General features: G+C 28.8%; 24 protein-coding genes. 10 read left to right on the forward strand and 14 right to left on the reverse strand.

Annotation, left to right across the window (positions count from 1 at the left end):
• Window positions 1-6 precede the first annotated feature (6 nt).
• Window positions 7-1926, forward strand: a complete 1920-nt coding sequence (locus AC34EU_RS02920; protein ID WP_489696036.1) for a DUF349 domain-containing protein — start codon at window positions 7-9, stop codon at window positions 1924-1926.
• 37 nt (window positions 1927-1963) lie between these two features.
• Here AC34EU_RS02920 and mazG read toward each other — a convergent pair whose 3' ends face one another.
• The 4 genes from mazG to ruvX are packed head-to-tail and all read right to left on the reverse strand — an operon-like array spanning window position 1964 to window position 4158.
• Window positions 1964-2740 carry a nucleoside triphosphate pyrophosphohydrolase gene (mazG, locus tag AC34EU_RS02925; protein WP_489696037.1) on the reverse strand — a complete coding sequence of 259 codons (777 nt, stop codon included), beginning with the start codon at window positions 2738-2740 and terminating at the stop codon, window positions 1964-1966.
• Window positions 2737-3147 carry a DUF5606 family protein gene (locus AC34EU_RS02930; RefSeq protein ID WP_487533668.1) on the reverse strand — a complete coding sequence of 137 codons (411 nt, stop codon included), beginning with the start codon at window positions 3145-3147 and terminating at the stop codon, window positions 2737-2739. Before AC34EU_RS02930 ends, mazG begins: the two co-directional genes overlap by 4 nt.
• Before the next feature lies 1 nt (window position 3148).
• A complete protein-coding gene (def, locus tag AC34EU_RS02935; RefSeq protein WP_487533669.1) occupies window positions 3149-3739 on the reverse strand; it encodes a peptide deformylase in 591 nt (196 codons plus the stop codon).
• Window positions 3736-4158, reverse strand: a complete 423-nt coding sequence (gene ruvX, locus AC34EU_RS02940) for a Holliday junction resolvase RuvX (RefSeq protein ID WP_487533670.1) — start codon at window positions 4156-4158, stop codon at window positions 3736-3738. Before ruvX ends, def begins: the two co-directional genes overlap by 4 nt.
• Before the next feature lie 86 nt (window positions 4159-4244).
• Here ruvX and AC34EU_RS02945 point away from each other — a divergent pair, with 86 nt between their 5' ends.
• Window positions 4245-5051, forward strand: a complete 807-nt coding sequence (locus AC34EU_RS02945) for a 2,3,4,5-tetrahydropyridine-2,6-dicarboxylate N-succinyltransferase (RefSeq protein WP_487533671.1) — start codon at window positions 4245-4247, stop codon at window positions 5049-5051.
• A gap of 1 nt (window position 5052) precedes the next feature.
• On the opposite strand, the gene AC34EU_RS02950 is transcribed toward AC34EU_RS02945, so the two are convergent.
• The gene (locus AC34EU_RS02950) at window positions 5053-5961 is read right to left on the reverse strand and encodes a glycosyltransferase family 2 protein (protein ID WP_489696038.1); all 909 of its coding nucleotides are present in this window, start codon (window positions 5959-5961) and stop codon (window positions 5053-5055) included.
• A 75-nt stretch (window positions 5962-6036) separates the two neighbouring features.
• Between AC34EU_RS02950 and AC34EU_RS02955 the strand changes: the two genes are divergently transcribed.
• Window positions 6037-7077 carry a glycosyltransferase family 9 protein gene (locus AC34EU_RS02955; RefSeq protein ID WP_489666597.1) on the forward strand — a complete coding sequence of 347 codons (1041 nt, stop codon included), beginning with the start codon at window positions 6037-6039 and terminating at the stop codon, window positions 7075-7077.
• Here the strand turns inward: AC34EU_RS02955 and AC34EU_RS02960 are convergent.
• Complete coding sequence (locus AC34EU_RS02960) at window positions 7051-7860, reverse strand: galactosyltransferase-related protein (protein ID WP_487533674.1); 810 nt, start codon at window positions 7858-7860, stop codon at window positions 7051-7053. The two genes, AC34EU_RS02955 and AC34EU_RS02960, sit on opposite strands and share 27 nt — an antisense overlap.
• Before the next feature lie 81 nt (window positions 7861-7941).
• Here AC34EU_RS02960 and AC34EU_RS02965 point away from each other — a divergent pair, with 81 nt between their 5' ends.
• From AC34EU_RS02965 to AC34EU_RS02985, 5 genes are all read left to right on the forward strand, one after another.
• Complete coding sequence (locus AC34EU_RS02965; RefSeq protein WP_487533675.1) at window positions 7942-8499, forward strand: L-threonylcarbamoyladenylate synthase; 558 nt, start codon at window positions 7942-7944, stop codon at window positions 8497-8499.
• Complete coding sequence (locus AC34EU_RS02970; RefSeq protein ID WP_487533676.1) at window positions 8500-9927, forward strand: CCA tRNA nucleotidyltransferase; 1428 nt, start codon at window positions 8500-8502, stop codon at window positions 9925-9927.
• Window positions 9920-10939, forward strand: coding sequence for a COX15/CtaA family protein (locus tag AC34EU_RS02975; RefSeq protein ID WP_489696039.1), 1020 nt, complete (start codon window positions 9920-9922; stop codon window positions 10937-10939). The genes AC34EU_RS02970 and AC34EU_RS02975 overlap by 8 nt, the downstream gene beginning before the upstream one ends.
• Window positions 10936-11418, forward strand: a complete 483-nt coding sequence (locus AC34EU_RS02980; protein ID WP_487533678.1) for an IS1096 element passenger TnpR family protein — start codon at window positions 10936-10938, stop codon at window positions 11416-11418. Before AC34EU_RS02975 ends, AC34EU_RS02980 begins: the two co-directional genes overlap by 4 nt.
• Before the next feature lie 64 nt (window positions 11419-11482).
• On the forward strand, window positions 11483-11929 hold the full coding sequence (locus AC34EU_RS02985) for a helix-turn-helix domain-containing protein (RefSeq protein ID WP_487533679.1): 447 nt from the start codon (window positions 11483-11485) through the stop codon (window positions 11927-11929).
• A 9-nt stretch (window positions 11930-11938) separates the two neighbouring features.
• Here the strand turns inward: AC34EU_RS02985 and AC34EU_RS02990 are convergent, their stop codons facing one another.
• Window positions 11939-13003, reverse strand: a complete 1065-nt coding sequence (locus tag AC34EU_RS02990; protein ID WP_487533680.1) for a hypothetical protein — start codon at window positions 13001-13003, stop codon at window positions 11939-11941.
• 124 nt (window positions 13004-13127) lie between these two features.
• Between AC34EU_RS02990 and uvrB the strand changes: the two genes are divergently transcribed.
• On the forward strand, window positions 13128-15125 hold the full coding sequence (gene uvrB / locus AC34EU_RS02995; protein WP_487533681.1) for an excinuclease ABC subunit UvrB: 1998 nt from the start codon (window positions 13128-13130) through the stop codon (window positions 15123-15125).
• Here uvrB and sucC read toward each other — a convergent pair whose 3' ends face one another.
• The gene (sucC, locus tag AC34EU_RS03000) at window positions 15126-16319 is read right to left on the reverse strand and encodes an ADP-forming succinate--CoA ligase subunit beta (RefSeq protein ID WP_487533682.1); all 1194 of its coding nucleotides are present in this window, start codon (window positions 16317-16319) and stop codon (window positions 15126-15128) included.
• A 178-nt stretch (window positions 16320-16497) separates the two neighbouring features.
• Here sucC and lysA point away from each other — a divergent pair, with 178 nt between their 5' ends.
• Window positions 16498-17709 carry a diaminopimelate decarboxylase gene (lysA, locus tag AC34EU_RS03005; RefSeq protein ID WP_489696040.1) on the forward strand — a complete coding sequence of 404 codons (1212 nt, stop codon included), beginning with the start codon at window positions 16498-16500 and terminating at the stop codon, window positions 17707-17709.
• Here the strand turns inward: lysA and AC34EU_RS03010 are convergent.
• The 6 genes from AC34EU_RS03010 to guaA all read right to left on the reverse strand — a co-directional run bounded on the left by AC34EU_RS03010 (window position 17704) and on the right by guaA (window position 26697).
• Window positions 17704-18651 (reverse strand): NAD(P)H-dependent flavin oxidoreductase, encoded by a 948-nt coding sequence (locus AC34EU_RS03010; protein ID WP_489666599.1) that lies wholly within the window; start codon window positions 18649-18651, stop codon window positions 17704-17706. The two genes, lysA and AC34EU_RS03010, sit on opposite strands and share 6 nt — an antisense overlap.
• A complete protein-coding gene (gene mnmA / locus AC34EU_RS03015; RefSeq protein WP_487533684.1) occupies window positions 18648-19844 on the reverse strand; it encodes a tRNA 2-thiouridine(34) synthase MnmA in 1197 nt (398 codons plus the stop codon). Before mnmA ends, AC34EU_RS03010 begins: the two co-directional genes overlap by 4 nt.
• Window positions 19845-19893: 49 nt before the next feature.
• Complete coding sequence (gene yidC / locus AC34EU_RS03020; RefSeq protein ID WP_487533685.1) at window positions 19894-21729, reverse strand: membrane protein insertase YidC; 1836 nt, start codon at window positions 21727-21729, stop codon at window positions 19894-19896.
• Window positions 21730-23349: a CTP synthase gene (gene pyrG / locus AC34EU_RS03025; RefSeq protein WP_489696041.1), complete on the reverse strand. Its 1620-nt coding sequence runs from the start codon at window positions 23347-23349 to the stop codon at window positions 21730-21732.
• A 68-nt stretch (window positions 23350-23417) separates the two neighbouring features.
• On the reverse strand, window positions 23418-25154 hold the full coding sequence (locus tag AC34EU_RS03030; protein ID WP_487533687.1) for a LysM peptidoglycan-binding domain-containing protein: 1737 nt from the start codon (window positions 25152-25154) through the stop codon (window positions 23418-23420).
• A 13-nt stretch (window positions 25155-25167) separates the two neighbouring features.
• A complete protein-coding gene (guaA, locus tag AC34EU_RS03035) occupies window positions 25168-26697 on the reverse strand; it encodes a glutamine-hydrolyzing GMP synthase (protein ID WP_487533688.1) in 1530 nt (509 codons plus the stop codon).
• Between the last annotated feature and the right edge of the window lie 8 nt (window positions 26698-26705).

Consider the following 26705-nt stretch of genomic DNA (forward strand, 5'->3'; position numbering starts at 1 on the left):
AAAGATATGGATATTTCAACCATGACGGTTATTGAACTAAAGAAGATTGCTAAAGAAAAAGGCATTTCTGGTGTGTCAAAATTAAAAAAAGCAGATTTAGTCAAAACGATAAAAAAGAAAGTTGGAGTTCAGGATAAAGAAAGCAAACTCCAAAGCCTTAAAAAACAAAATAGTCAAGCAGTTGTTCCAAAAATAAATAACACAAAACATCTAAATAAGAGTGATCAAATTAATTATTTGAAAGAAAAAGTAAATGATCCAAAATGGAGTGTCCACAAAAAAGAAATTGACGAGGCAATCAAGGATTTAGAAAATATTTTTTCAAATACCTTAAAAAAAGAAAAGGAAGATTTTATATCAAATGGAGGTAAAGAAATAGATTTTTATTTTGAATCTCAAGAAAAAGAAGAATTCAATAAAATAACTTATGAATATAGAAAAACTAAACGTCTATACTTTAAAGAAAAAGAAAATCAAAAAAAAATAAATAGTGATTTAAAAAGAGTCATAATTGAGCAGATAAAAGAATTAATTGGTTCAGATGAATCAATTAATGTTATATATAAAAAATTTAAATCTCTGCAAGAAAAATGGCATATAAGTGGTCCTGCATTAAGATCTGATAGTAATGATTTATGGGAAACATATAAACATCATATTGAACGATTTTATGACTTTCTTCATATCAACAGAGAGTTAAGAAATATAGATTATAAACATAATTATGAGGAGAAAATTAAAATAATTGAAAAAGCAGAAGATCTAGTAAAAACACAGGATATTATTAAGGCTGGAAGAGATCTAAATGTTTTACATCTTTTATGGAAAAATGAATTGGGTCCAGTTGCTCCTGAAAATAGAGAATTATTATGGAAAAGATTTCAAGAAGTATCAAAAATAATTCATTCTAGAAGACAAAATTTTCAAAAAGACATTGAACAAAATCAAAATTTAAATCTTGAAAGAAAAAACATAATTCTTCTTAAAATAAAAAAACTTACAAATCCAGAACCTTTAACCCATAAAGATTGGCAATTGTCAATAAAAAAATTCAATGACTTAAGAGATGAGTTTAAGTCATTGGGGACGATTCCAAAGTCAGAAAGTAAAGAAAATTGGAGCTTGTTTCGTGATACAGGAAGAGCATATAATTTATGTAAGAATAAATTTTATAAAAATCAAAAAAACAATCAAAAAGAAACTATAAAAAATTATAAAAGTCTTTTAAAGGAAGTTAAAAATATTAATGAAAAAGAAGATTGGAGAAAATTTATAGAAAGAATGAAATCAATTCAAATAGATTTCAACAAACTTGGTTTTGTTCCAAGAAATATTTTAAAAAGGTTTAGATCTGAATTTCAAATAGAAACGAACCTATATTTCAAAAGATTAAAGTCTGGTTATCAAAAATTGAATACTGATGAGGAAATTCTTTACAAGAAAAAAATAGATTTAATTAATGGTATTAAGAAAATTGAATTCACAGACAATAATATTGATGAAATTTATAAAAATCAATGGGAAAGTATTGAAAAATTTGGTGTTTTAAACAGTGAATTGGAAACCAAAGTTGTTGATTTATTTGTAAAATCTATTTCCGGCTTAATCAAAGTAAATTCTGATATAAAGTTTAATAAAGCAAATTTTTTATTTGAAGTTGAATTAAATTGTTTAAAGAATAATTCAAAGGAACTACAAATCAAAATTGATTATTATAAAAGAACAATAGAAGGACTTCAATCAGAGATAAATCAATTAGAAAATAATCTTGAATTTTTTAGCAGGTCTAGTACAGAAAGCCCTGTTCTCAGGAATGTAACAGGAAAATTAAATGTATTGACTACTAAATTATTCTCATCAAAAGAGAGGGTCAAGAAGCTAAAGCTTTTAAAAAGGAACATAATTAATTCTTCCAAAAAAAATTAAAAGAAAAAAACACAGATATTAATGAAAAAAATTAGTTTTAAATATTTTTTTTTGCCTCACCCCATAATATAATTAACTCATCTAAATTTAAAGACTGTATTAAATTATTTTCAGATTTTACAGTCTTTTCCATGTATTGAAATCTCTCAATAAATTTTTTATTTGTTTTCTTTAAAGCCATATCAGGATCTATTTTAACAAATCTTGCATAATTAATTAAGGAGAAAATTAAATCGCCAAACTCTTCTTCCATGCATGATTTGTTCTTTTCTTTAACAGCCTCAAGAAATTCATCTTCTTCTTCTTTAACTTTGTTCCAAACATCTTCTAGCTTCTTCCATTCAAAACCTACTCCTGCTGCTTTATCCTGAATACGTTGTGATTTAATTATTTCTGAAAGAGTGGAGGGTATTCCAGAAAAAACACTAACATTTCCCTCTTTGAGTTTTAAAGATTCCCAATTACGCTTAACCTCATCTTCATCTTCTACATTAACATTTCCATAAATATGAGGATGTCTATAAACTAATTTATTACATATAGCTTCTGCCACATCTCCAATATCAAATTCTTTTTTTTCAGAGGCTATTTTTGAATAAAATAAAATATGTAATAATAAATCTCCCAATTCAGATTTTATTCCATTAAAATTTTTTTCTGATATAGCATCAGACAACTCATGTGTTTCTTCAATAGTAAGAGCTCGAAGGGTTTCAAAGGTTTGTTTTTTATCCCATGGACATTTAGATCGAAGTTCATCTATTATGGTCAACAACTGATCTATTAACTCTAGTTGTTTTTTTCTGGAATTCATTTTTTAATATTTTTTAAACTTAATGAAGAAAAAAAATTCTTATCCAGAAGCAAATTATACCACTTAATGATTTTTTTTACATCATTTGGATATACTCTCTCTTTATCATAATTATCAAAAATCAAATAAAAGTAATTCATCAAATCATTTTTTGATGATTTGTGTGTAATTTTTGTTTGTAATCCATTTTCGTTTTTAAAAATTGATTTAAAAATCTCTTCAAGAGGTTTTTTCTCATTGTTTCCAAAAACTTGAATTTCATTTAGTATACTAATCTGATCGTTTATTTTTGTTGATATTTTTTTATTATCTATTAATGATTGAGCAATAAATCCATATCGGGTTTTTGATAAAATTTTAAACAATCCTTGACGTGAAGAAATAGATATAACTTCGTCTAGTTTCATATTACTTATTTTTAATTAGTTTTGAAAATTTCATTTTGTAGTCCGTTTTAATTTTTCCCTTACTTATGTCTATTAACTTACCTTTCAATAGTTTTCTTTTTAAGGGTGATATTTTATCAGTGAACAAAACACCCTCTATATGATCATATTCATGCTGAACTACTCTGGCAATAATTCCATTAAAATAATGTTGATGTTGATTAAATTCTTCATCAAAATATTTAATCAAAATAGTTTCGGGACGTTTTACATCTGCTCTTACTTCAGGAATACTCAGACAACCTTCGTTAAAATCCCATTTATTTCCAGTTTCATTAATTATAACTGGATTAATAAATACTTTTTTAAAAGAGCTAACCAATTCAAATTCATCTTTATTCATGCTTTCAGAATCAGCAAAAGGTGAAGTGTCAACAATAAAAATACGAAATGACAACCCTACCTGTGGAGCAGCTAGTCCAACTCCATTAGCATTGTTCATAGTTTCCCACATATTTTCAATAAACTCATTGAGGTTTATAAAATCATTTGAAATATTCTTAGCTTTTTTTTTCAATACTGGATTTCCATAGGCTAATATTGGTAAAATCATTTTTGAAGTTTTTTAAATTCTAAATAAGATTGTAAGATGATAGTTGCGCTAATTTGATCAATAAGAGACTTATTTTTTCTTTTATTCTTTTTTATTCCTGAGTCAATTATTACCTGACTAGCAATTTTTGAAGTGTACCTTTCATCATATCTAATAATTTTGATGTTCGATATTTTATTTTGAAGTTTTGCTATGAATTTCACAATAAGTGTCTCTATATTAGAAAAACTTCCATCCTTTTGTTTAGGCTGTCCAACAATAATAGCTTCTACATCATTTTTTAATACATATTGTTCTAAAAAGATTAATGTTTCGTTTGGAGGTAAAGTTGTTATTCCACTAGCAATTATTTGAAAAGGATCTGTATGAGCAATACCTGTTCTCTTTTCTCCAAAATCTAACGCAATCAAACAACCCATTTTTAAATTTTAACAAATATACATTTTGACAGCTTAAATTAATCAGCTAATTCCTAGTTTCATTACTTTTACTAAAATATTTAGATATGAAATCCTTAATTGAAGCTGCATGGAATAAACGTTCATTATTAGAGAATAAAGAAACCCAAAAGGCTATAAGAGATGTAATAAATGAACTTGATCTTGGTAATATTAGAGTTGCAGAAAAAAATAATGGAGTTTGGAAAATAAATGAGTGGATAAAAAAGGCTGTTGTTTTATATTTTCCAATACAAAAGATGGAATCAATTGAAATTGGGCCATTTGAATTTCATGATAAAATTCCTTTAAAAAAAGATTATGTAAAAAAAGGAATTAGAGTTGTACCCCATGCTGTTGTAAGACATGGAGCGTATATAGCTAGAGGAACAATCTTAATGCCTAGTTATACAAATATAGGAGCGTATATTGACGGTGGTACAATGATAGATACTTGGGCTACTGTTGGAAGTTGTGCGCAAATTGGAAAAAATGTTCATATTAGTGGTGGTGTTGGTATAGGCGGAGTACTTGAGCCAATTCAAGCTTCTCCAGTTATTATTGAAGATGATACATTTATAGGCTCTAGATCTATAATAGTTGAAGGGGTTAGAGTAGAAAAAGAAGCTGTTTTGGGAGCTAATGTTGTTTTAACAGCATCCACTAAAATTATTGATGTTACTGGTGAAAAACCTATTGAGTCTAAGGGGGTAATACCTAGGAGATCAGTTGTTATTCCAGGTAGCTACGAAAAACAATTTAAAGCTGGTAAATATCATGTTCCGTGTGCCCTAATTATAGGTGAAAGAAAAGAAAGTACAAACAAAAAAACATCACTTAATGATGCTTTAAGAGAAAATAATGTGCCAGTCTAATTTACTTAACTGAAGTTGTTTTTAAAAACCAATACCTAAGCATAACAAAAAACATTCCTCTTTTAACTTTTGAAAAAAGAGAAAAAATAAATAATTCTATAATTGAAGAAATGAAGATTAAAATATGTGCGATAAACCTACCTATTCCTTTAAAATGTTTTTCAGCATACTTATGAGATGATATAATAACTTCAGATTTTGTTTTAATTCTGGTATCAATGTTTTTTCTTGAAGCACCTCCATGTGAATGTATACAGCTCCATTGATTAAGCATAACACATTTCATTTGGTTATTTTGAGCTCTTTTGCAAAGATCTATATCTTCATAATACATCCAGAAACTTTCGTCCCACTCCCCTATTTTAGTAAAATCATCATTTCTTATTAAAATAAAAGATCCGGAAATCCAATCTGGAAAAGAAATTTGATTTTGAGAAATTACTTTTTTTGATTGAGAAGGTCTGAAAAGAATTCTTTCTAGACTCCGAATAGGTGAAAGTACATTTAAAAAATTAGGAAAAATTCCAAATGGATAAGTTTGCTTTCCCTGATCTCCTAATTGATTTATAGAAATCAATCGGTAATCAGGATTATTATCACAAAATGGAATTAAATTTTCAAAACAGGTTTTAGGAATTTTAGTGTCTGGATTAAGAAATAATATCCATTTAGTATTAGCATATTGAGCTCCTATATTACACCCGTATGAGAATCCACCATTAACTTGTTCTTTAATAAAATGAACCCAATTAAATTTAATTGAAAAAATTTCAAGTTCACCATCATTAGAAAAATTATCAACGACTATAACCTTTCTTATTGTTACAGACTGCATTTTTATACTTTTTAAGCAAACAGCAAGCTTGTCCCAACATCTATAATTAACAATAACTATTGAAAGATCTAACATAAATTCAAATATAGGATATTTGACTTATTAGTTATTTTAAATAAAAGTACTTTTGTATAATCATAAATTAGTGTAATGAATGTATTAATAATTCAACAAAAAATGATTGGAGATGTTTTAATTAGCACACTGTTATGTGAAAATATTAAAAAGTGGAATCCATCATCTAAAATTGATTTTATTGCAAACACTCATACAGTTCCGATACTTCAAAACAATCCTAATATTAATAAAATTATAATTTTTGAAGATTACTTTAAACATGATAAAATATCATTAATTAAATTTTTAATAAATCAGAAAAAGAAAAAATATGACATCCTTATAGATGCTTATGGAAAAACTGAAAGTATATTAACTTCCTTTTTAACTCCGGCAAAAATAAAAATTGGTTTTAAAAAATGGTATTCTAAATGGGTATATTCTGAATCTATAATAAGAGAAACAGAAAGGTTAGGTGGTGATTTACAGTTAACAATTAAAAATAGAATTAAATTATTAATTCCTATTATTGGGAATGAATTCAACTATGTAACATTACCAAAAGTGTACATCAATGAAAATGAAAAAAGGGCAGCAAAATCAAAATTAAAAAACATCAAGTCACCACTAATTATGATAAGCTTATTGGGCAGCTCAAAACTAAAGACTTATCCTCTTAATAAAATGATTAAAATTTTAAATTATTTAGTTGAAGTACATAAGGTTCAATTAATTTTAAATTACATGAGGAGTCAGGAAAAAGAAGCATTGTATTTGATTAACTCCTTAGAGAACAAAACATTAAAATCAATTGTTTTAGATAAATCTCCTGATAGTTTAAGAGATTATATCTCACTTGTTTCTTTATGTGATGCAATAATTGGTAATGAGGGAGGAGCAATAAATATAGCTAAATCGCTAGAATTACCAAATTTTTCAATATTTTCTCCTCAAATAAACCCTAGCGGGTGGATCAATCCCTCTCCTAGTGAAGTTGGGGTTCATATAATGGATTACGATAAAAACTTTCAAAACTTTAAATTGACAGATAAAGAAATTATAAGCTTTTATAATGAATTTGAATTTGAACTTTTCAAAGAAAAATTATCAAATTTCATGAGTCGACTCAGATAAACCATTAAGTGCTTTAATTCTTTTATTTAAGACAGAATCTGTTTGAATTAAATTATTTTTTAAAAATCCGGTTTCATCTTTTTGATCATGATCAAGATGATAAACAACCCCCACAAATTTCAACCTTTTGCACATGACTCCATTGTTATGCATTCGAATCATCAAGTCTGAATCCTCTCTCCCCCAACCAATAAAATCGTTATCATATCCATTTACAGCAATAAAATCTCGCCTCCAGAAAGAGGTATTACATCCTCTAAATTTATGAGAAATTTTATGTTTTTTTTTATAAAAATTGCTTAAAAAAGGTAATCGAACTTTTCTAAATCTTTTTTTTATTCTTGGGCTAAAAAAAGAAAAAATTAATTTTTGGTTTTTATGTTCGAAACACCATAGTACTTCAGAGATATAATTCTTTTTAATATGAACCCTAGTTCCATACAAATAACATCCTTTTTTAGCATTAGCTAAATGATCATAAATAAAATACTCATCAGGAATACAATCACCATCAATTTGAATTATATAATCCGAATGGGATAATTTTATGGCTTTGTTAAGTATCAAAGCTTTCCTAAAGCCTGAATCTTTTTGTTGAATATGAATAAATTTTGATGAAATTTTATTTTTCCAAAAGTTAACAATTTTGAGTGTTTTACTGTCATTTCCATCTTCGGCAATAATTATTTCATTTGGTGTTTTAAATTGTTTAGATATTGCATCAATAATAATATTGAGTGCTTCAGGGGAATTATAAGTTGAAATTACTAATGCTGTTGTCATAATTATAAGCAAATATAAATAGAAATCAATGTTTTATAACTTCGTTATTTTTAAACTGTATTTTTGAATAAATATTTATAAATGAATTTTGAAATTAAAAATGCTGTTAAAGTATTAAATAATGGAGGATTGATTCTATATCCTACAGATACTGTATGGGGAATTGGATGTGATGCAACTAATCCTGAAGCAGTAAAAAAAATATTTAAAATCAAAAAAAGAAAATCAAAAAATGCACTTATATGCTTAGTTAGTAATATAAATATGTTGAAAGATTATATAACCAAAATACCCAAAGGATATGAATCATTAATAACTGATCCAGTTCCAACTACAATAATTTACAATAATCCAATAGGAGTGGCTCATAATTTAGTAGCAAGGGATAATACATTGGGTATTAGAATACCAAATCATGAATTTTGTAATAGATTAATCACTGAGTTTTCTAAACCAATTGTTTCGACATCTGCAAATATTAGTCAAAATAAAACACCTTCAATATATTCCGAAATATCATCAACAATTTTGGAAGGTGTTGATCATGTTGTAAATTTGCAAAAAGAAAAAACAAGTAGTTTGCCATCAAGAATATTTAAAATAGATATTAAAGGAGAGCTTCAAATAATTCGTGAATAAATGAATTTGCCGAATACAGATGAATTATTAAGTTCACAGCTTTTCCAAATAATAAAAAAGGTTGTTGAAAAATCCAAAATTGAAACATATTTAATTGGGGGATTTGTTAGAGATTTTTTATTACAAAAAAAAGACTCAAAAGATATTGATATTGTTGCTATAGGAAGTGGAATAGAAATTGCTAAATCAGTTCAAAAGGAACTTCCAAATGCAAGCAAAATTCAAGTTTTTAAAAACTATGGTACGGCTATGTTTAAATGGAGAGGAGTAGTCCTTGAGTTTGTTGGTGCAAGGAAAGAATCATATTCAAAAGAAAGCAGAAATCCAATAGTAGAAAAAGGAACATTAAAAAATGACCAAAATAGACGAGATTTTACAATAAATGCACTAGCAATAAGTCTTAATTCTACAAATTTTGGAAAAATTTTAGATCCCTTTAATGGATTTGATGACATAAAAAATGGTATTATAAAAACACCTTTAGATCCTAATAAAACATATAGTGACGATCCGTTAAGAATGTTAAGAGCTATACGATTTGCAACCCAATTAGGTTTTAAAATTGAAGAAAAATCGTTAAATTCTATATATGAAAATAAAGATAGGATTGAAATAGTCTCCAAAGAAAGAATTATAGATGAAATTAATAAAATTATTTCATCACAAAAACCATCAATTGGATTTACAATATTAGAACAAACTGGGCTATTAAAAAGTATACTTCCAGAAATTCAAAACTTAAAAGGAATTGAAGAAGTAGAAGGGTTTAAACATAAAGATAATTTTTATCATACATTAGAAGTTCTAGATAATATCTGTGAATCAACTGACAACCTATGGCTCAGATGGGCCGCCCTTCTTCATGATATTGGTAAAGCTCCAACAAAAAAGCTAATAAAAGATATTGGATGGACCTTTCACGGTCATGAGTTTGTTGGATCAAAAATGGTTTACAAATTGTTTAAAAGGCTTAAAATGCCATTAAATGACACAATAAAATATGTTCAAAAGCTTATTTTTATGAGCTCTCGTCCAATTATTATAGCACAAGAGATGGTTACAGATGCAGCCGTTAGAAGGTTGGTTTTTGATGCTGGTAATTCTATTGATGACCTGATTTGCTTATGTAAGGCAGATATAACCACAAAAAATCAAAAAAAATTTTTAGAATATCATAAAAACTTTGAGTTAGTAACTAATAAAATTATTGAAGTAGAAAAAAGAGATAAAATTAGAAATTTTCAACCTCCTGTTGATGGAGATTTAATTATGAAATATTTTAATTTAGAACCTTGCCGAGAAATAGGAAAAATAAAAGACGTGATTAAAGAAGCAATTCTTGAGGGGAAAATTCCCAATGAAAAAAATGCTGCTTTTGAATTAATGAAGCTAACAGGTAAAAAATTAGGACTCAAAACTGATGAATAATAAATTTGTTTTTTCTTTAAAAGCGTCACTTGTCTTAATTTTACTAGTAATCGCTGCAGGAGCTACAGTTAGAGTTACCGGAAGTGGAATGGGCTGTCCAGACTGGCCAAAATGTTTTGGTTACCTCATTCCCCCCACAGAGAAAAGTCAACTAGAGTGGAAGACAGAATTTTTTTACAACACAAATGAAGTAATAATTATAAATGAATTTCTAAGAGTAGCTAAATCTAATTTTAAATCAGGTAAAAATTATAATAGTTCAAATTGGGCACCTTATTTAAAACATGACTATTCAGTTTTTAACGTTTATCATACTTGGATTGAATTTATAAATAGGTTGATAGGAGCAATTGCAGGAGTTGTAACTCTTTCAACGTTATTTTTTTCACTATCATACTGGAAAAAAAATAAAATTGTTGTTTTTGGATCTCTACTTGTAGTGCTAGGAATGGGGTTTCAAGCATGGCTTGGTAAAGAAGTTGTTGATTCTAACCTTCTGCCTTTAAAAATTACAATTCACATGTTAATGGCTTTAATAATTCTTGCTTTACTTGTATTGCTTTTAAATATAACAACCTATAATTCAATTAATATAAAAAATAAAAAAATAATTTATATAACAATTACAGCGTTTTGTTTAACATTAATTCAGATATTTTCTGGAACTCAAGTAAGGCAATTTATAGACCTTCAGATGAATCAATATCCAAATCAATATGAATTATGGTTAAAATTCGCTCCAATAAAATTCTATTTTCACCGGAGTTTTTCAATTTTAGTTTTTGCAACCCATTTATTTCTTTGGTTAGAATTTAAAAAAAATACCTTTATTCCCTTTTCTCTAAAAATAATAATTAGTGTAATTGGTCTTGAGATATTTACTGGAGTACTAATGTATTATTTAGATTTTCCTATTACCACTCAACCAATTCATTTATTTTTAGCAACTTTAATTTTTAGCGCTCAGCTGCACTTACTGTTTCAATTAACCTTAACAAATAAATATAAATGATATTAAGAATAAGAACCATTTTAGATGTAGAGAATGATGTGCTTCGTGATATCGAAATTGATGAAACCTCTCTTCTAAAAGATCTACATGTTTCAATAACTAAATCATATGGATTTGAAGGAAAAGAAATGGCGTCTTTTTTTAAAACTAATGAAACCTGGGATCAAGGAGATGAAATGAGTTTAATAGATTTAGGTGTTGGTAAAGATTATTCTAATGAGAGCTTAAATAAACTTTTTAATTCCGAAAACAATCGACTTTTATATGTTTATGATTTTTTAGCATTATGGACTTTTTTTATTGAAGTAATGGAAGTTTCAGAAAATGATAAGAATATTAAATATCCTAATCTGGTTTTTTCTCAAGGAGAGGTTCCAGAAGACCCTCCAATAAAAATCTTTGAAGAATCAAACTCAGATAATGAAGAATCAGAAGAAAATAAAGATCATAATGATATAGATTATGATGAGTTTTATTAAAATGTCATAAGGATGTCGTTAGATTATCCCTAGGTTTTATATAAGTTTGATTATATTTAGCATAATGGACACAGGATTTAAAATAAAAGATCTAAGAACGAAATTCGGTTACACCCAGCTTAAACTTTCTGAACTTTCTGGTTTATCTATAAGAACCATACAAAGAATAGAAAATAATGAGGTTAATCCAAGCTCCTATAGTTTGAAAATATTAAGTAGTGTCTTTAATGAGGATTTAGTTACAACAAAACATAATACGAAAACAACAAAGTTTTGGGAGTTTATAATCCCTTTGAATCTAAATAAGTTTATACAGCAATTAAAAGACATAGATAATAAACACATTTGGATTTCCTTTATTGTTGGGTTTTGTATTTCTTTTAGTATAATAATTGGAGATGCAAATGACAATTTAGGTTTATGGCTTAGTATAGGGATAACCGTAAGTTCTCTAATTTGGGTTGCAAACAATTACAAAGAGTTAAAAAAATTGAAGAAGAAAAATTCCTAAACGAATTTTTTATTTTCTTAGAAAAGATATTGGTTTAATATTTTTATAATTTCTTTTTAAAAAAGATAACGAGGCTTCCATTATATCTCCCATTGATTTACTGTTCTTAAAAGCTTTATCATTAGTGAATTTATAAATTTCAAGTTTTAGTTTATTTAAATTTTTATTAATAGTAATTGGACTTTCCTTCATTGAAATCAATAATTGATCAATTTTATCCTCATTACTAATTATTCTTTTTGCAACAATTGATCTTTCTTCAATTTTATATTGATCTATTGAGTCATGTGTAAGTTTTTTTTGAACCATTTTAATTAAAGGTTGATTTTCTTTAAAGAACTGAGGACGATAAACTGAAAATTTACCTTCATAACTTTGTTGATCAAAATCAATAGCTCTTATTTTATATACAACTTGATCAAAATCATGGATTGGAACTATAACATAATTATAAGCCCTCATATCACCCAATAATCTGACCATACATCTTTCATTAAACTTTACATATTCCTTAGCTATTTGTGCTTGTTCTGATTCTGAACATTTTGGAAGCATATCCTTTATAAATACGTCACCTGGAATTCCAGCTATATGTTCTTCAATTAAGGTAGATTCATTTACTAGGAAATTTAAATTATAAGGAGATAGCATATGCTCAAACTCCAAACCAAATACTCGTGAAGAATCTGTTTTTTTTATATAGAAATAGGTGAAATTATCATTGAATATATTCCTCACCTTAACTCTAAAGGGCTTTGAGTTTCCAAAAGTGCAGTAATCAATAGCATCTATATTTAAATATGATATTGTTGACTCATTTCCGTCAGAATGAAGAATAGTATATAGTTTTTTTAAATTATAATCAATTTCTTTTAATTCACTATCAGAATAATATACCCTTGTCCACAACGTATCGTTATCATTTTCGTCATAAACAACTATACTTCCCTGAAACCTTAATAAGTCTTCGTATGAAATTGGTATTTCCATCCACCTATTGAAATCAATCAAATATTTTTTTAAAATATTTGATATTGGGAAAAAAGGTTTTTTTTTGGAAATGAGTTTTTTCATTTTATTACTTATCTCTACTAAATTAACACCTTTATCAAAATAAACATTTAATTTTAAAGTTAGTAATTAAAAAGCACTCATTTAAAAGCAATAAAACATATACTTTTGTGTTCAAAGTTCAAAAATGAAATTTAAAATTGTTTCAGATTTTTCACCAACTGGTGATCAGCCAAAAGCTATAAAAGAAATTTTATCAAGTTTTAAAAATAATGACAAGTACATTACACTTCAAGGAGTTACTGGATCTGGAAAAACTTTTACTGTAGCAAATGTTATAGAGCAAATTGAAAAACCTACTTTAGTTTTAGCTCACAATAAAACTTTAGCTGCACAATTATACTCTGAATTTAAACAGTTCTTTCCAAATAATGCTGTTGAATATTTCGTCTCCTATTATGATTATTACCAGCCTGAAGCATATATGCCAATAAGTGGTACTTATATCGAAAAAGATCTTTCAATAAATGAAGAAATAGAAAAATTAAGATTAAGTACAACCTCGTCCTTACTATCTGGAAGAAGAGATGTGATAGTTGTGGCATCAGTATCTTGCTTATATGGAATTGGAAATCCAGTTGAATTTCAAAAAAACACAATCAAAATTGAGAAAAATCAAAAAATATCAAGAACAAAACTTCTTCAAACATTAGTACAAAGTCTTTATTCAAGAACAACTGCTAATTTTGATAGAGGAAACTTTAGGGTCCAAGGTGATGTAATTGATATTTATCCTGGGTACACAGACACAGCATATAAAATTCATTTTTTTGGAGATGAAATTGATGAAATTGAATCATTTGATCCAATTAACAATAAAATAATTGATCCTCAGGATGAAATTAAAATATACCCTGCCAATATGTTTGTCACATCTCCTGATATTCTCCAAAATGCTATTCATCAAATACAAATTGATCTAGTCAAACAAGTTGATTATTTCAAAGAAATTGGAAAGCATTTAGAAGCTAAGCGCCTCAAGGAAAGAACTGAATTTGACTTAGAAATGATACGTGAATTGGGTTATTGCTCCGGAATTGAAAACTATTCAAGATATTTAGATGGAAGAAGTCCTGGAACTAGGCCATTTTGTTTACTCGATTATTTTCCAGGTGATTATTTAATGGTTATTGATGAAAGTCATGTTACTATTTCACAAGTTCATGCTATGTATGGAGGAGATAGGTCACGGAAAGAAAATCTTGTAGATTATGGATTTCGTCTCCCCGCAGCAATGGATAATAGACCACTGAAGTTTGAAGAATTTGAAAGTTTACAAAATCAAATTATGTATGTAAGTGCAACACCTGCTGATTACGAACTTGAAAAAACAGAAGGATTTGTAATTGAACAAGTAATAAGACCAACTGGACTTTTGGATCCTGAAATTGAAGTTCGTCCCAGTTTAAATCAAATTGATGATTTAATAGATGAAATACAAAAAAGAATTGAAAGTGATGAGCGAACTCTAGTTACCACTTTAACAAAAAGAATGGCTGAAGAGCTTACTGCCTATTTGTCTAGGGTAAATATAAGGTGCCGGTACATTCATAGTGATGTGGATACTTTGGAAAGAGTTGAAATAATGCAGGACCTCAGATTAGGAAGGTTTGACGTGCTAGTTGGAGTTAATTTGCTTAGAGAGGGGTTAGACCTTCCGGAAGTATCATTAGTCGCAATTCTTGACGCAGATAAAGAAGGTTTTTTAAGGAGCGCTAGGTCTCTTACTCAAACTGTTGGAAGAGCAGCTCGTAATTTGAATGGAAAAGCTATTATGTATGCAGATAAAGTAACCAAGAGTATGAATAAAACAATAAATGATACCGAATATAGAAGAAAAAAACAAAAAGAATACAATGCTAAAAACAACAAAAAACCTGAAGCCTTAAATAAATCATTAAACAATGTTTTAGCTAAAAATTCAGTTTCTACATACTCTAAAGAACTTGAACAGCAAAAAGCTTTAAACTCAATTACTAAGTTTAAGAGTACTGAGGATTTTGAAAAAGCAATTAGAAATACCAGGAAAAATATGGAAAAAGCTGCTAAAGAATTGGACTTTATTGAAGCAGCATTACTTAGAGACCAAATTAAGGTTTTACAACTTGAAAAATCAAAGATGTAATTATCGTAATACTTCTTGAACTTTAATAGCCGCCTCTTCAAAAGCAGTAGCTGCTATGACGTCAAGTTTTGACTTTTGGATTAAAATTTTTGCTTGTTCAGCATTGGTTCCTTGCAACCTAACTATTATGGGAACTTTAATTGTATCTCCCATGTTTTTGTAAGCATCAATAATCCCTTGAGCTACTCTATCACACCTTACGATTCCCCCAAATATATTCACGAGAATTGCTTTAACTTTTGGGTCTTTAAGTATTAATCGAAAAGCAAGTTCTACTCTTTCAGCATCAGCTGTTCCTCCTACATCTAAAAAATTAGCAGGAGATCCTCCTGATTGTTTAATTAAATCCATTGTAGCCATTGCTAAACCAGCTCCATTAACCATACAACCAACATTTCCGTCTAAATCAACATAACTAAGTCCTGCTTCACTTGCTTCAACTTCAACTGGATTTTCTTCAGCTAAATCTCTAAGATTTTTAAAATCTGGGTGTCTAAACAAAGAATTATCATCAATACTCACTTTGGCGTCTACAGCTATAATTTTATCATCAGAAGTCTTGAGTACAGGGTTTATTTCAAATAAAGAAGCGTCAGAGCCAACATAAGCCCTATATAAACTTGTTATGAATTTTATCATTGACTTAAATGCAGCTCCTTCCAAACCTAAATTAAAAGCAACTTTTCTAGCTTGAAAAGGAAGTAAGCCAAGGGCAGAATCAATTTCTTCATTAAAAATTAAGTGGGGTGTCTTCTCAGCAACCATTTCTATATCCATACCACCTTCAGTTGAATACATAATCATGTTTTTCCCAGTGGATCTATTAAGAAGAATAGAAACATAAAATTCTTTAGGTTCAGAATTACCTGGATAATAGACGTCTTCAGCTATTAAAATTTTATTTACTTTTTTACCCTCCGATGGAGTTTGAGGTGTTATTAGTTGCATACCAATTATACTTTCTGAAATTTCTTTAACTTCTTTAAGTGATTTTGCTAGTTTTACACCACCTCCTTTTCCCCGTCCACCTGCATGTATTTGAGCTTTAATAACAAACCATTTGGTGCCTGTAAGATCCGTGAGCTTCTCTGCTGCTTCAAGAGCGTCATTAGAGTTGTTAGCGACAATACCCTTTTGGATTGCAACTCCGTAGTTTTCTAAAATACTCTTCCCTTGATATTCGTGTAAATTCATAATTTATATAAATAACTTCCTACAAAAATAAAAATCAATATGTTAATCACGTCAATTATTTTATATTTCTTTTTATATAAATTTATCTAACAATTATATAATAATCTGGTATATATTATTATTTTTTAATAGGTATTACATTCAACTTAATAAATTTGAAAAATTAAATCAAAACTAATTGAAAACACAAGAACTACTATCAATATCTAAAGAGTTTGGAAGTCCCATATATATTTATGATGCAAAGAAAATTGAAAATCAATATAATAAGCTAATAAATGCATTTTCCAATATACCTAACCTTAGGATTCATTATGCAGTTAAAGCTTTGTCTAATATTTCAATTTTAAAATTCATGAAACATCTTGGATCAGGTGTAGATACAGTATCGATTCAAGAAGTTAAATTAGGAATATTAGCTGGCTTTGAGCCAGACAAAATAATATTCACTCCAAATGGAGTTTCAATAGATGAAATTGAAGCAGTGTCAAAATTAGGTGTTCAAATTAATATTGATAATTTATCTGTATTAGAACAGTTTGGGACTAAAAACCCAAGAACGCCTGTATGTATTAGAATAAACCCTCATATTAATGCAGGTGGGAATTCAAATATTTCAGTTGGGCATATTGATTCAAAATTTGGAATTTCTATTCATCAAATACCTCTTTTATTAAGAATAATAAAAAATACAAAAATGAATGTTAATGGTATTCACATGCATACCGGAAGTGATATATTAGATATTGAAGTTTTTTTATATGCATCTGAAATATTATTTGAAAATGCCATGAATTTTAAAAACCTTGAATTTATTGACTTTGGGAGTGGGTTTAAAGTTCCATATAAGAAGGATGATGTTGAAACAAATATTGAAGAGTTAGGAAAAAAACTAAGCATAAGGTTTAATGAATTCTGTAAATTATATGGTAAAGAAGTTGACTTAGTATTTGAACCAGGAAAATTTTTAGTAAGTGAATCTGGTTATTTTGTAACATCAGTTAATTCTGTAAAACAAACTACTTCAACTGTTTTTGCTCAGATAAATAGTGGATTTAATCATTTTATAAGACCTATGTTTTATAATTCATATCATGATATAAAGAACATTTCTAATCCTAAAGGGAAGAAAAGATTTTACTCAGTTGTAGGATATATATGCGAAACAGATACTTTTGCTAATAATAGAGAGATTGAAGAAATTTCTGAAGGAGATCTTCTTGCGTTTAAAAATGCAGGTGCTTATTCTTTTGCTATGTCAAACAATTACAACTCACGTTTAAAACCTGCAGAAGTTTTATGGTACAAAAACAAAGCACTACTGATAAGGCATAAAGAAGATTTTAAAGACATATTAAATAAACAAATTGAATTAGATTTTAATTTATAGTTTATATGCAGAGATTGTAAATAATGCTTCATTAAAATCTTTTATTATATCCACTATAATTTTTGACACAGGCTTAATTTCATTTATTTGAGATGAAACTTGTCCAATTTCTAATTCACCTTGATCTATATCACCTTCAAACATTCCTTTTTTTGCTCTTCCTTTTCCTAAATGTTTGTATAAGACATCAGAAGATGATCCTTTGGAATAAAGTTCAAGAATTTCTTCATAAAATTTATTTTTCATCATTCTTACAGGAGTTAATTCTTTAAGAGTTAACACTGTACTTCCTTGGCCAGCTGAAACTATAGCTTTTTTAAAATTAATATGTGATGAAGCTTCAATCGAAGCAACAAACCTTGAGCCAATCTGAACTCCATCCGCACCTAAACAAATAGCTGCAGCCATTGATTTTCCGGAACCAATTCCTCCTGCAGAAATTAAAGGCAAATTAATTGCTTCTTTTATTAATGGAATTAAAACCATTGTAGTTGTTTCCTCACGACCATTATGACCCCCAGCTTCAAAACCTTCAGCCACAATTGCGTCTACTCCAGCATTTTCTGCTTTAATTGCAAATTTCACAGAACTAACTACATGAACTACTATGCATCCAGCATTTTTCAATTTGGAAGTCCAGATACTGGGGTTTCCTGCAGATGTAAAAACAATTGATATTTTTTGATCAATCAAAATTTTCATTATTTTATCCATTTCCGGATAAAGAAGAGGAACATTTACTCCAAAAGGTTTAGATGTAGCTTTTTTACACTTTAAAATATGTTCTTCAAGATTTTCTGGACGCATAGAGCCTGCTCCAATTAGCCCTAGCCCACCTGCATTGCTAACTGCTGATGCTAATTTCCAACCACTAGCCCAAACCATTCCTCCTTGAATTATGGGATACCTAATATTAAATAAAGATGTTATTTTTTTCATTATTCTAATATAGTTCCAGAACCAATAAGTTCCTTTTTAATATACCATGCAACAAATTGACCAGGAGTTACAGCAGATTGAGGTTCGTCAAAAAAAACATATAAGTAATCCTTTTTTTGTAAAAGTTTTGCTTTAGATAATGGTTGTCTATATCTAATTCTAGCTTCAACTGCCATAGTTTGTCCTTCTATTAAACTTAAATCTTCACGAATCCAATGGATTTGATCCAAAGAAACTCGTAAAGCTTTTCTATATAATCCAGGATGTAAATTACCTTCACCAACATAAATTATATTCTCTTCAACATCAGTTCCAATAACAAAAAGAGGGTTTTTTGTTCCTCCTATAGCTAAACCTTTTCTTTGTCCAATAGTGTAATAATGAGCCCCATGGTGAACTCCAACTTTTTTTCCATCATTCAAATTATATTGGTAAGGGACTGACATACTCTCATCGAATTCCAAATTATTTAAATTTTTCAAATTGTGACTTTTAAAAGTGTCTAAAGAATCAGGAATTTGAATAACATCTCCTTTAAAAGGTTTTAATTTTTGTTTTAAAAAATCAGGAAGTTTGACTTTTCCAATGAAACATAATCCTTGAGAATCTTTTTTTTCTGCAGTAACAAAACCTTCAGACTTGGCTATTTTTCGAACTTCATCTTTTTTTAAATGTCCGATAGGAAAAAGAGCTTTTTTAAGTTGATATTGATTGAGTTGACATAAAAAATATGATTGATCTTTATTAGTATCATTCCCCTCAAATAATTGAAAAATCGTTTCATTACCTTTTTGTATTTGTTTTTTTTGACAATAGTGTCCAGTAGCAATAAAGTCAGCGCCAAGAGACAAAGCAATGTCTAAGAATAAATCAAATTTAATTTCTCTATTGCATAAAACATCTGGATTAGGAGTTCTTCCTCTTGAATATTCATCAAACATATAATCTACTATTCGCTCCTTGTATTCTTTACTTAGATCTACTGTTTGAAATGGTATACCTAGCTTTTGTGAAACCATAACAGCATCATAACTATCTTCAAGCCATGGACATTCATTAGAAATAGTAACATCCTCATTATGCCAATTTTTCATAAAGATGCTTATAACTTCGTATCCTTCTTTCTTAAGAAGGTGTGCAGCAACACTTGAATCTACACCACCTGAAAGTCCCAAAACAACCCTTTTACTTTTCATAACACAAAGGTACAATTAAGCATGAGAAAATTGAAATCAGTTTTTCAAACTACTTACGTCCTTGTTGGTTTATTTTTTTTTGGGCTTCAGCTGCCTCCATAGCCTTTTGAAATTTTTGAGTAAAACCACCAACTTTTCTTGGTTTCTTTTTGTTTTCAGCAATTTGAGCCTTTATATTATCTTCTTTGATTATGAAATTCTTTATGACTAACATTAACAAAATGGTAAGTGTATTTGATATGAAGTAATATAAGCTCAGACCACTAGCATAATTATTAAAAAATAGCAACATCATCAGTGGCATCATATAAATAATAAATTTCATATTGGGCATTCCTTCTTGCTGAGGCATTGCCTGCTGTCCTGTAGTCATCAGTGTATAAACAAAAATTGCTGCTGATGCCAATATTGGAAAAAGGCTGATATGATCACCATAGAAAGGAATTGAAAATGGAAGTTCAAAAATTGAATCATATGAAGATAGATCATCGGCCCAGAGAAAACTTTTTTGCCTAAGTTCAAAAGCTACTGGAAAAAAAGAAAACAATGCATAGAAAATAGGGACTTGTATAAGTGCAGGAATACATCCAGACATTGGATTAACTCCAGCTTTACCATATAAACTCATAGTCTCTTGTTGTTTTTTTACAGCATCATTTTTGTGTTTTTTTGTAATTTCTTCAATTTCGGGTTTTAATACCTTCATCTTAATTTGAGAAACATAGGATTTGTAAACAACTGGAGACATTACTAATCTAACAATAATAGTTAAAACTATAATTGCAATTCCATATGGTAAAAATGTTGCTAGCCAAGCAAAAAGTGGAAGAAAAATAAATCTATTTATCCATCCGAAAATACCCCATCCTAAAGGAATAGAAGTCTCAAGTGAATCTCCATAAGATTTTAAAATTTGATAATCCGTTGGGCCAAAATAAAAATTCATATTTGAGAGTATCTCTCCTCTCTCTTTCCCTAATTTAAAGGAACTAGTAAGCTCTTTTGTAAATCTATTATCTAAGGTTTCGTCAACTGTAAGATCTTTTGATTTAAATGACACTTCGTCCATTAAAATATCAGGTATTAAAATTGAACTGAAAAAATGTTGTCTGTATGATATCCATCGAACTTTGTTTTCAATTTCTTCATCTTCCCCCGAAAGTGATAGATTGTCAACTTTATCTTCTTCATAAGAATATGTCAACTGAGTGTACCTACTTTCATAATCAATGCTTTTAGAGTTCCTGAATAAATTTGTCTGCCAACTCAAAATAACATCTTCATCAGCCAAAATATTTTCAAGTCCTTCTGACCTAATCTCAAAACCTAATTTATATCCATCATTTGGAAGTGTATATCTAAACTCTAAAAATTGATAATCTGAAATATTTGCTCTAAAAATAATTGATTGACTTCCTTTATTTTTTTCATTTTTAATATTGTTAAAATATATATCCTTAGTATCTATTAACAATCCTAAACGACTTTTTAAACTTGTGTTTATTAAATGATTGTTTTCAGAAACAAGATTGAGAGGCTTCTCTAGGTGATTTGAAAAATCTTTCAAATTAACAAGTGTTAGGTTTGCACCTTTAGAGCTTATTTTTATTTTTAAATTTTTATTTTCTAAAACTAGATCTTCATTTTCTTTAGGCTCTAACCATTTAGAAAAAATGCCATATGTTAGATTTATTTCATCATTTTTGGATGAATTATTAAATTCATTGATCTTTGGAGACGATTTGGTTTCTGAAACATCTACTGACTCTGTAATATTGGGATTTGAAATATTAGTGTTTTCAGTGCGAAAAAGCATCCAAGTCAATATCAACGCAATTAATATAATTCCAATAAATTTATATGGATCAAATTGTTGTTCTTCCATTTATTTTTTTGATTTAGAATATTTTAATGCTGCTTCAACAAAAGAAACAAATAATGGGTGAGGCTCAGAAACTGTACTTTTATATTCGGGATGAAACTGAACTCCAATAAACCATGGATGATCATTGTGTTCAATAATTTCTATTAAGCCAGTTTGGGGATTTACTCCACTAGCTTTTAGGTTTTTCGAAAACATAATATCATTATATTTATCATTGAATTCATAACGATGACGATGACGTTCATTTATTAAACTTTTATCATAAATTCTATTAACTAAACTCCCTTTAGACAAAGAGCATTCCCAGGAGCCTAACCTCATAGTTCCTCCTTTATTTTTAATGTTTTTTTGATCTTCCATCAAATCTATGACTGGATTTGATGTTTTATCTGTCATTTCAGTTGAATTAGCATCCTTTAAACCTAAAACATTTCTAGAATATTCTATTACAGCCATCTGCATTCCTAAACAAATTCCAAAAAAAGGAATTTTGTTTTTTCTAACAAATTCAACCGCTTTAATTTTACCTTCTATCCCCCTTTCTCCAAAACCAGGAGCAACTAGTATTCCATCTAAATCCATAAGTTTATCTATATTTCCTTTCTCTAATATAAATTCAGAATGAATTGTTATTACATCAACCTCAACTTCATTTATAGCTCCTGCATGAATAAATGACTCAAGAATTGATTTATATGAATCTTGTAACTCAACATATTTTCCAACTAACCCAATTTTAATCTTACTTTTTGGATTTTTATATTTTTTTAAAAACTCTTTCCACTTTTTTAAGTCAGAAGACTGTTTTGGTTTTAATTTTAATCTATCTATCACAACTCGATCAAGACCCTCATCCTGCATTTTCAATGGAACATCATAAATAGTTTCTACATCAATTGATTGAATTACTGCTTCATATTTAACATTACAAAATAGCGCTAATTTTTTTCTTAATTCATTTGATAATTCATGTTCAGTTCTACACACTAAAACATCAGCCTTAATTCCACTTTCCATTAATGTTTTAACTGAATGTTGTGTTGGTTTAGTTTTAAGCTCACCTGCAGCAGACAAAAAGGGTATTAAGGTTAAATGAATTGTCATTGCATTTTTATCCCCACGCTCATAAATTAATTGCCTAACAGCCTCTATATACGGAAGAGATTCAATATCACCTACTGTTCCTCCAATCTCTGTTATAATTATATCGTATTCTCCTGTTTTACCAAGCAATAAAATTCTTTCTTTAATTTCATTTGTAATATGAGGAACTACTTGAACTGTTTTACCCAAAAAAACTCCTCGACGTTCTTTTTCAATCACACTTTGATAAACTCTTCCGGTTGTAACGTTATTTGCTTGAGAAGTTTTCACATTAAGAAAACGTTCATAATGGCCTAAATCTAAATCTGTTTCTGCTCCATCATCAGTTACATAACACTCTCCATGCTCATATGGGTTTAAAGTTCCTGGATCAACATTTATGTATGGATCAAACTTCTGTATAGTAACCCTAAATTTTTGTGATTGGAGTAGTTTTGCTAAGGACGCTGCTACAATACCTTTCCCTAAAGATGAGGTAACTCCTCCGGTAACGAAAATGTATTTTGTTTCTGACATATTGTCTATATCTTTATATACCGGGCTCAAATTTACAAAATATGAATGATGTTAAAGCTAAAATTATATTATTTATTTATTTCTAAAACATCATATTGCTTATGTTGCAATAAGTAATATCCGTGATTTATATAAGCTCCTCCTATTAAAGGAACGTAATTAAACTTATTGTTTACATACTCTGTTTCTCCTATTTTAGTGCTAGAGTATAAGTCGTTTTGAGTAGCAATTCTTAATATTAAATCGTAAACTAAATCAAATGCTCTTACTGATGTTTTATTTGGCGGAATACCAAAACGATTCACAAATTCATCAATCAAATTTGAATCCTCTATCTTTCTTGGATAATAATCTGACATGTATGTAAACATAAGGTCTCCAAACAACGTGTTTGAAAGATTAGAGTCTTCATATGAAGGCCCATGATATGTTGTAAAAAGTGTAATTTTTTTCTCATCACTGAGCTGAGAACGAATTTGAGAAGTAGCACTAGAAATCAATGAAAATTTTTCTGTTTCTAAAATTACTTTATTTGGAAGAGTATCCACAATTAGTGAGTCTACTAAGTCCGGTAATAAAAAATTTCCAAATTCAGGTCTTAACTTAACCGCACTCGGGAATAAAAGATTAAGCTCTCTCTCTATTTTTCTGTTTACAGAGTCAGAAACAATCAAAATATTGTCATCTTCATTTATAATGTTTAGTAAATACTCCTTCATTTCAGTTCGAATAAATGATTTAGGGGTAATACTTTGAAAAACTCCTTTTCTCATTACAACTGGGTTTGAAGATAATGGAGCTACCTTAGGAACGTCTTCTAACTTCTTATTTAAGGATAGGAAATTAAAGTTTTTAGGTAACATTGGTCCTATTATAACATCTATTATTGTTGGATCAAGAATGTCAATCTGTCTTTGAATTTCACTTTTTTTATTTTGAGTATCAAATATTTTTGCATTTATATCTATTCCAATATTCTTTGCTTTTTCCATTGCCAAAATTGATCCAGAATAAAAATCTAAGGCAATTGAGGTCAGAGTTCGTCTTTTTAAATATCTAACTGTTTTATCTAAAGAATCAAATTCAATGACTGATGTTTTAAATGGAAGAAAATAAACAAGATTAATTTTTTTTCTTATAAAAACAGAATCTAGAAGTCTAGTTTTTTCAGTAAGAAGAAGGTCCTTATCTACATTTAATTTTATAGAAGAAGTTTTAGGTAATTTTAAAATCATGCCTTTTTTTAATCCTTCATCAATAACTAAAGGATTAAGAGAGTCTATAGTAGGTTTGTCAAATCCAGTTTTAACTTTAACCCTGTAATATCCTTCTTTAGGTTTTATTTTGTAATAATAAAAATCTGGTTCTATAACTTTTATTTCTTCATCTGACTTAACTGGCACCTTTATAAATTGGCCAAACTTAAGACCTTCTTTTATCTTTGGATTTAATTCATTTAGCTCATCAATAGTTAAACCATAAGTATACGCAATTCTCCATTTGGTGTCTTTGGGTTTAACTAAGTATGTTGCTGTTTTTTTAGATGGTTCTTTTTCAATCTCAACTTTAGCATAAACAGGTATTCTTAGTTGCATTCTTCTTCTTAATCCCCTTTTACTAATTCTCGGATTATAGTTTTCAATTTGACTTTCACTTATATTATACTTTTTTGTAAGATTAAAAATATTATCTCCTTTTTTAACTTTATGAATTATAAATTTTTCAGGTGTTAAATCATCTTGACCATATCCAAATTGGACAGACAGTATTAGAAATATTAATGTAATTTTAATTTTATAATTCATAATGCAATGACAACTATTCCCACTCTATTGTGGCTGGAGGCTTGGAGCTAATGTCATAAACCACTCTATTTACTCCTGGGACCTTATTTATTATTTCATTTGATATTTTTTGTAAAAAGTCATACGGAAGATCTACCCAATCAGCAGTCATTCCGTCGGTAGACTGAACGGCTCGCAATGCTACACATTTTTCATAAGTTCTCTCATCACCCATTACTCCTACACTATTCACAGGAAGAAGAATTGCTCCAGCTTGCCATATGGAATCATATAAGTTCCAATTCTTTAACCCTTCAATAAAAATTGAATCAACTTCTTGTAAGATTTTCACTTTCTTAGGTGTGATTTCTCCCAAAATTCTAATCGCTAAACCAGGCCCAGGAAAAGGGTGTCTTCCTAGAATTTTGGGATTAATCCCTAAACTATGACCTACTCTTCGAACTTCATCTTTAAATAGCATTCTCAAAGGTTCAACTATCTTTAATTTCATGAAATCAGGTAGACCACCAACATTGTGATGAGATTTAATTGTTACTGAAGGTCCATTGACTGAAATTGATTCAATTACATCTGGGTATATGGTTCCTTGAGCAAGCCAGGAAGCTCCGTTTATTTGTTTGGCTTCATCATTAAAAACATCAATAAATGTATTGCCAATAATTTTTCGTTTTGATTCAGGGTCCGATTCACCCTTCAAGTTATTTAAAAATAATTCTGAAGAGTCAACTCCTTTTACATTAAGCCCCATACCCTTATATTGGTTAAGAACTGAATCAAACTCATCTTTTCTTAGAAGGCCATTATTAACAAAAACACAGATTAATTGATCACCAATTGATTTATTTAATAAGACTGCTGCAACTGTAGAGTCTACACCTCCAGAAAGGCCTAAAATAACCTTTTCATTTCCTATTTGATTTTTTAATTTACTTATTGTCATTTCGACAAAAGAATCAGGTGTCCAATCTTGTTTAATTTTTGAAATTTTTATCAAAAAATTCTCTAACATCTTTGAACCATCAGAAGAGTGATATACTTCTGGATGAAATTGAATTCCATAAGTATCTTCCCCTTTAATCTCAAAAGCTGCATTTTTAACATCTGAAGTACTGGAAATGATTCTTGCGCCATGAGGAAGATTATTAATGGTGTCACCATGGCTCATCCAAACTTGACTATTGTCAGGAATATCATTAAAAAACATAGATTTTGAATCTATACTTTTTAAGTTTGCACGACCATACTCTCTTGATTTGGAGGGACTAACTTTACCACCAAAAAAGTGTGCTAAATACTGTGCTCCATAGCAAATACCTAATAAAGGGATTTTGCCTTTTACTAAAGAAAGGTCAATATGAGGGGGATGTTCATTTCTAACTGAATAAGGTGATCCAGATAAAATTATTGCTTTGTATACAGAATAGTCTTTGGGTGGGTTGTTGTATGGAAATATTTCACAATAAATAAAGAGTTCTCTTACCCTTCTGGCAATTAATTGTGTGTATTGAGATCCGAAATCAAGAATTAGAACTTTGTCTTGCATAAGCAAAA

This window comes from Candidatus Marivariicella framensis, from assembly GCF_982709265.1.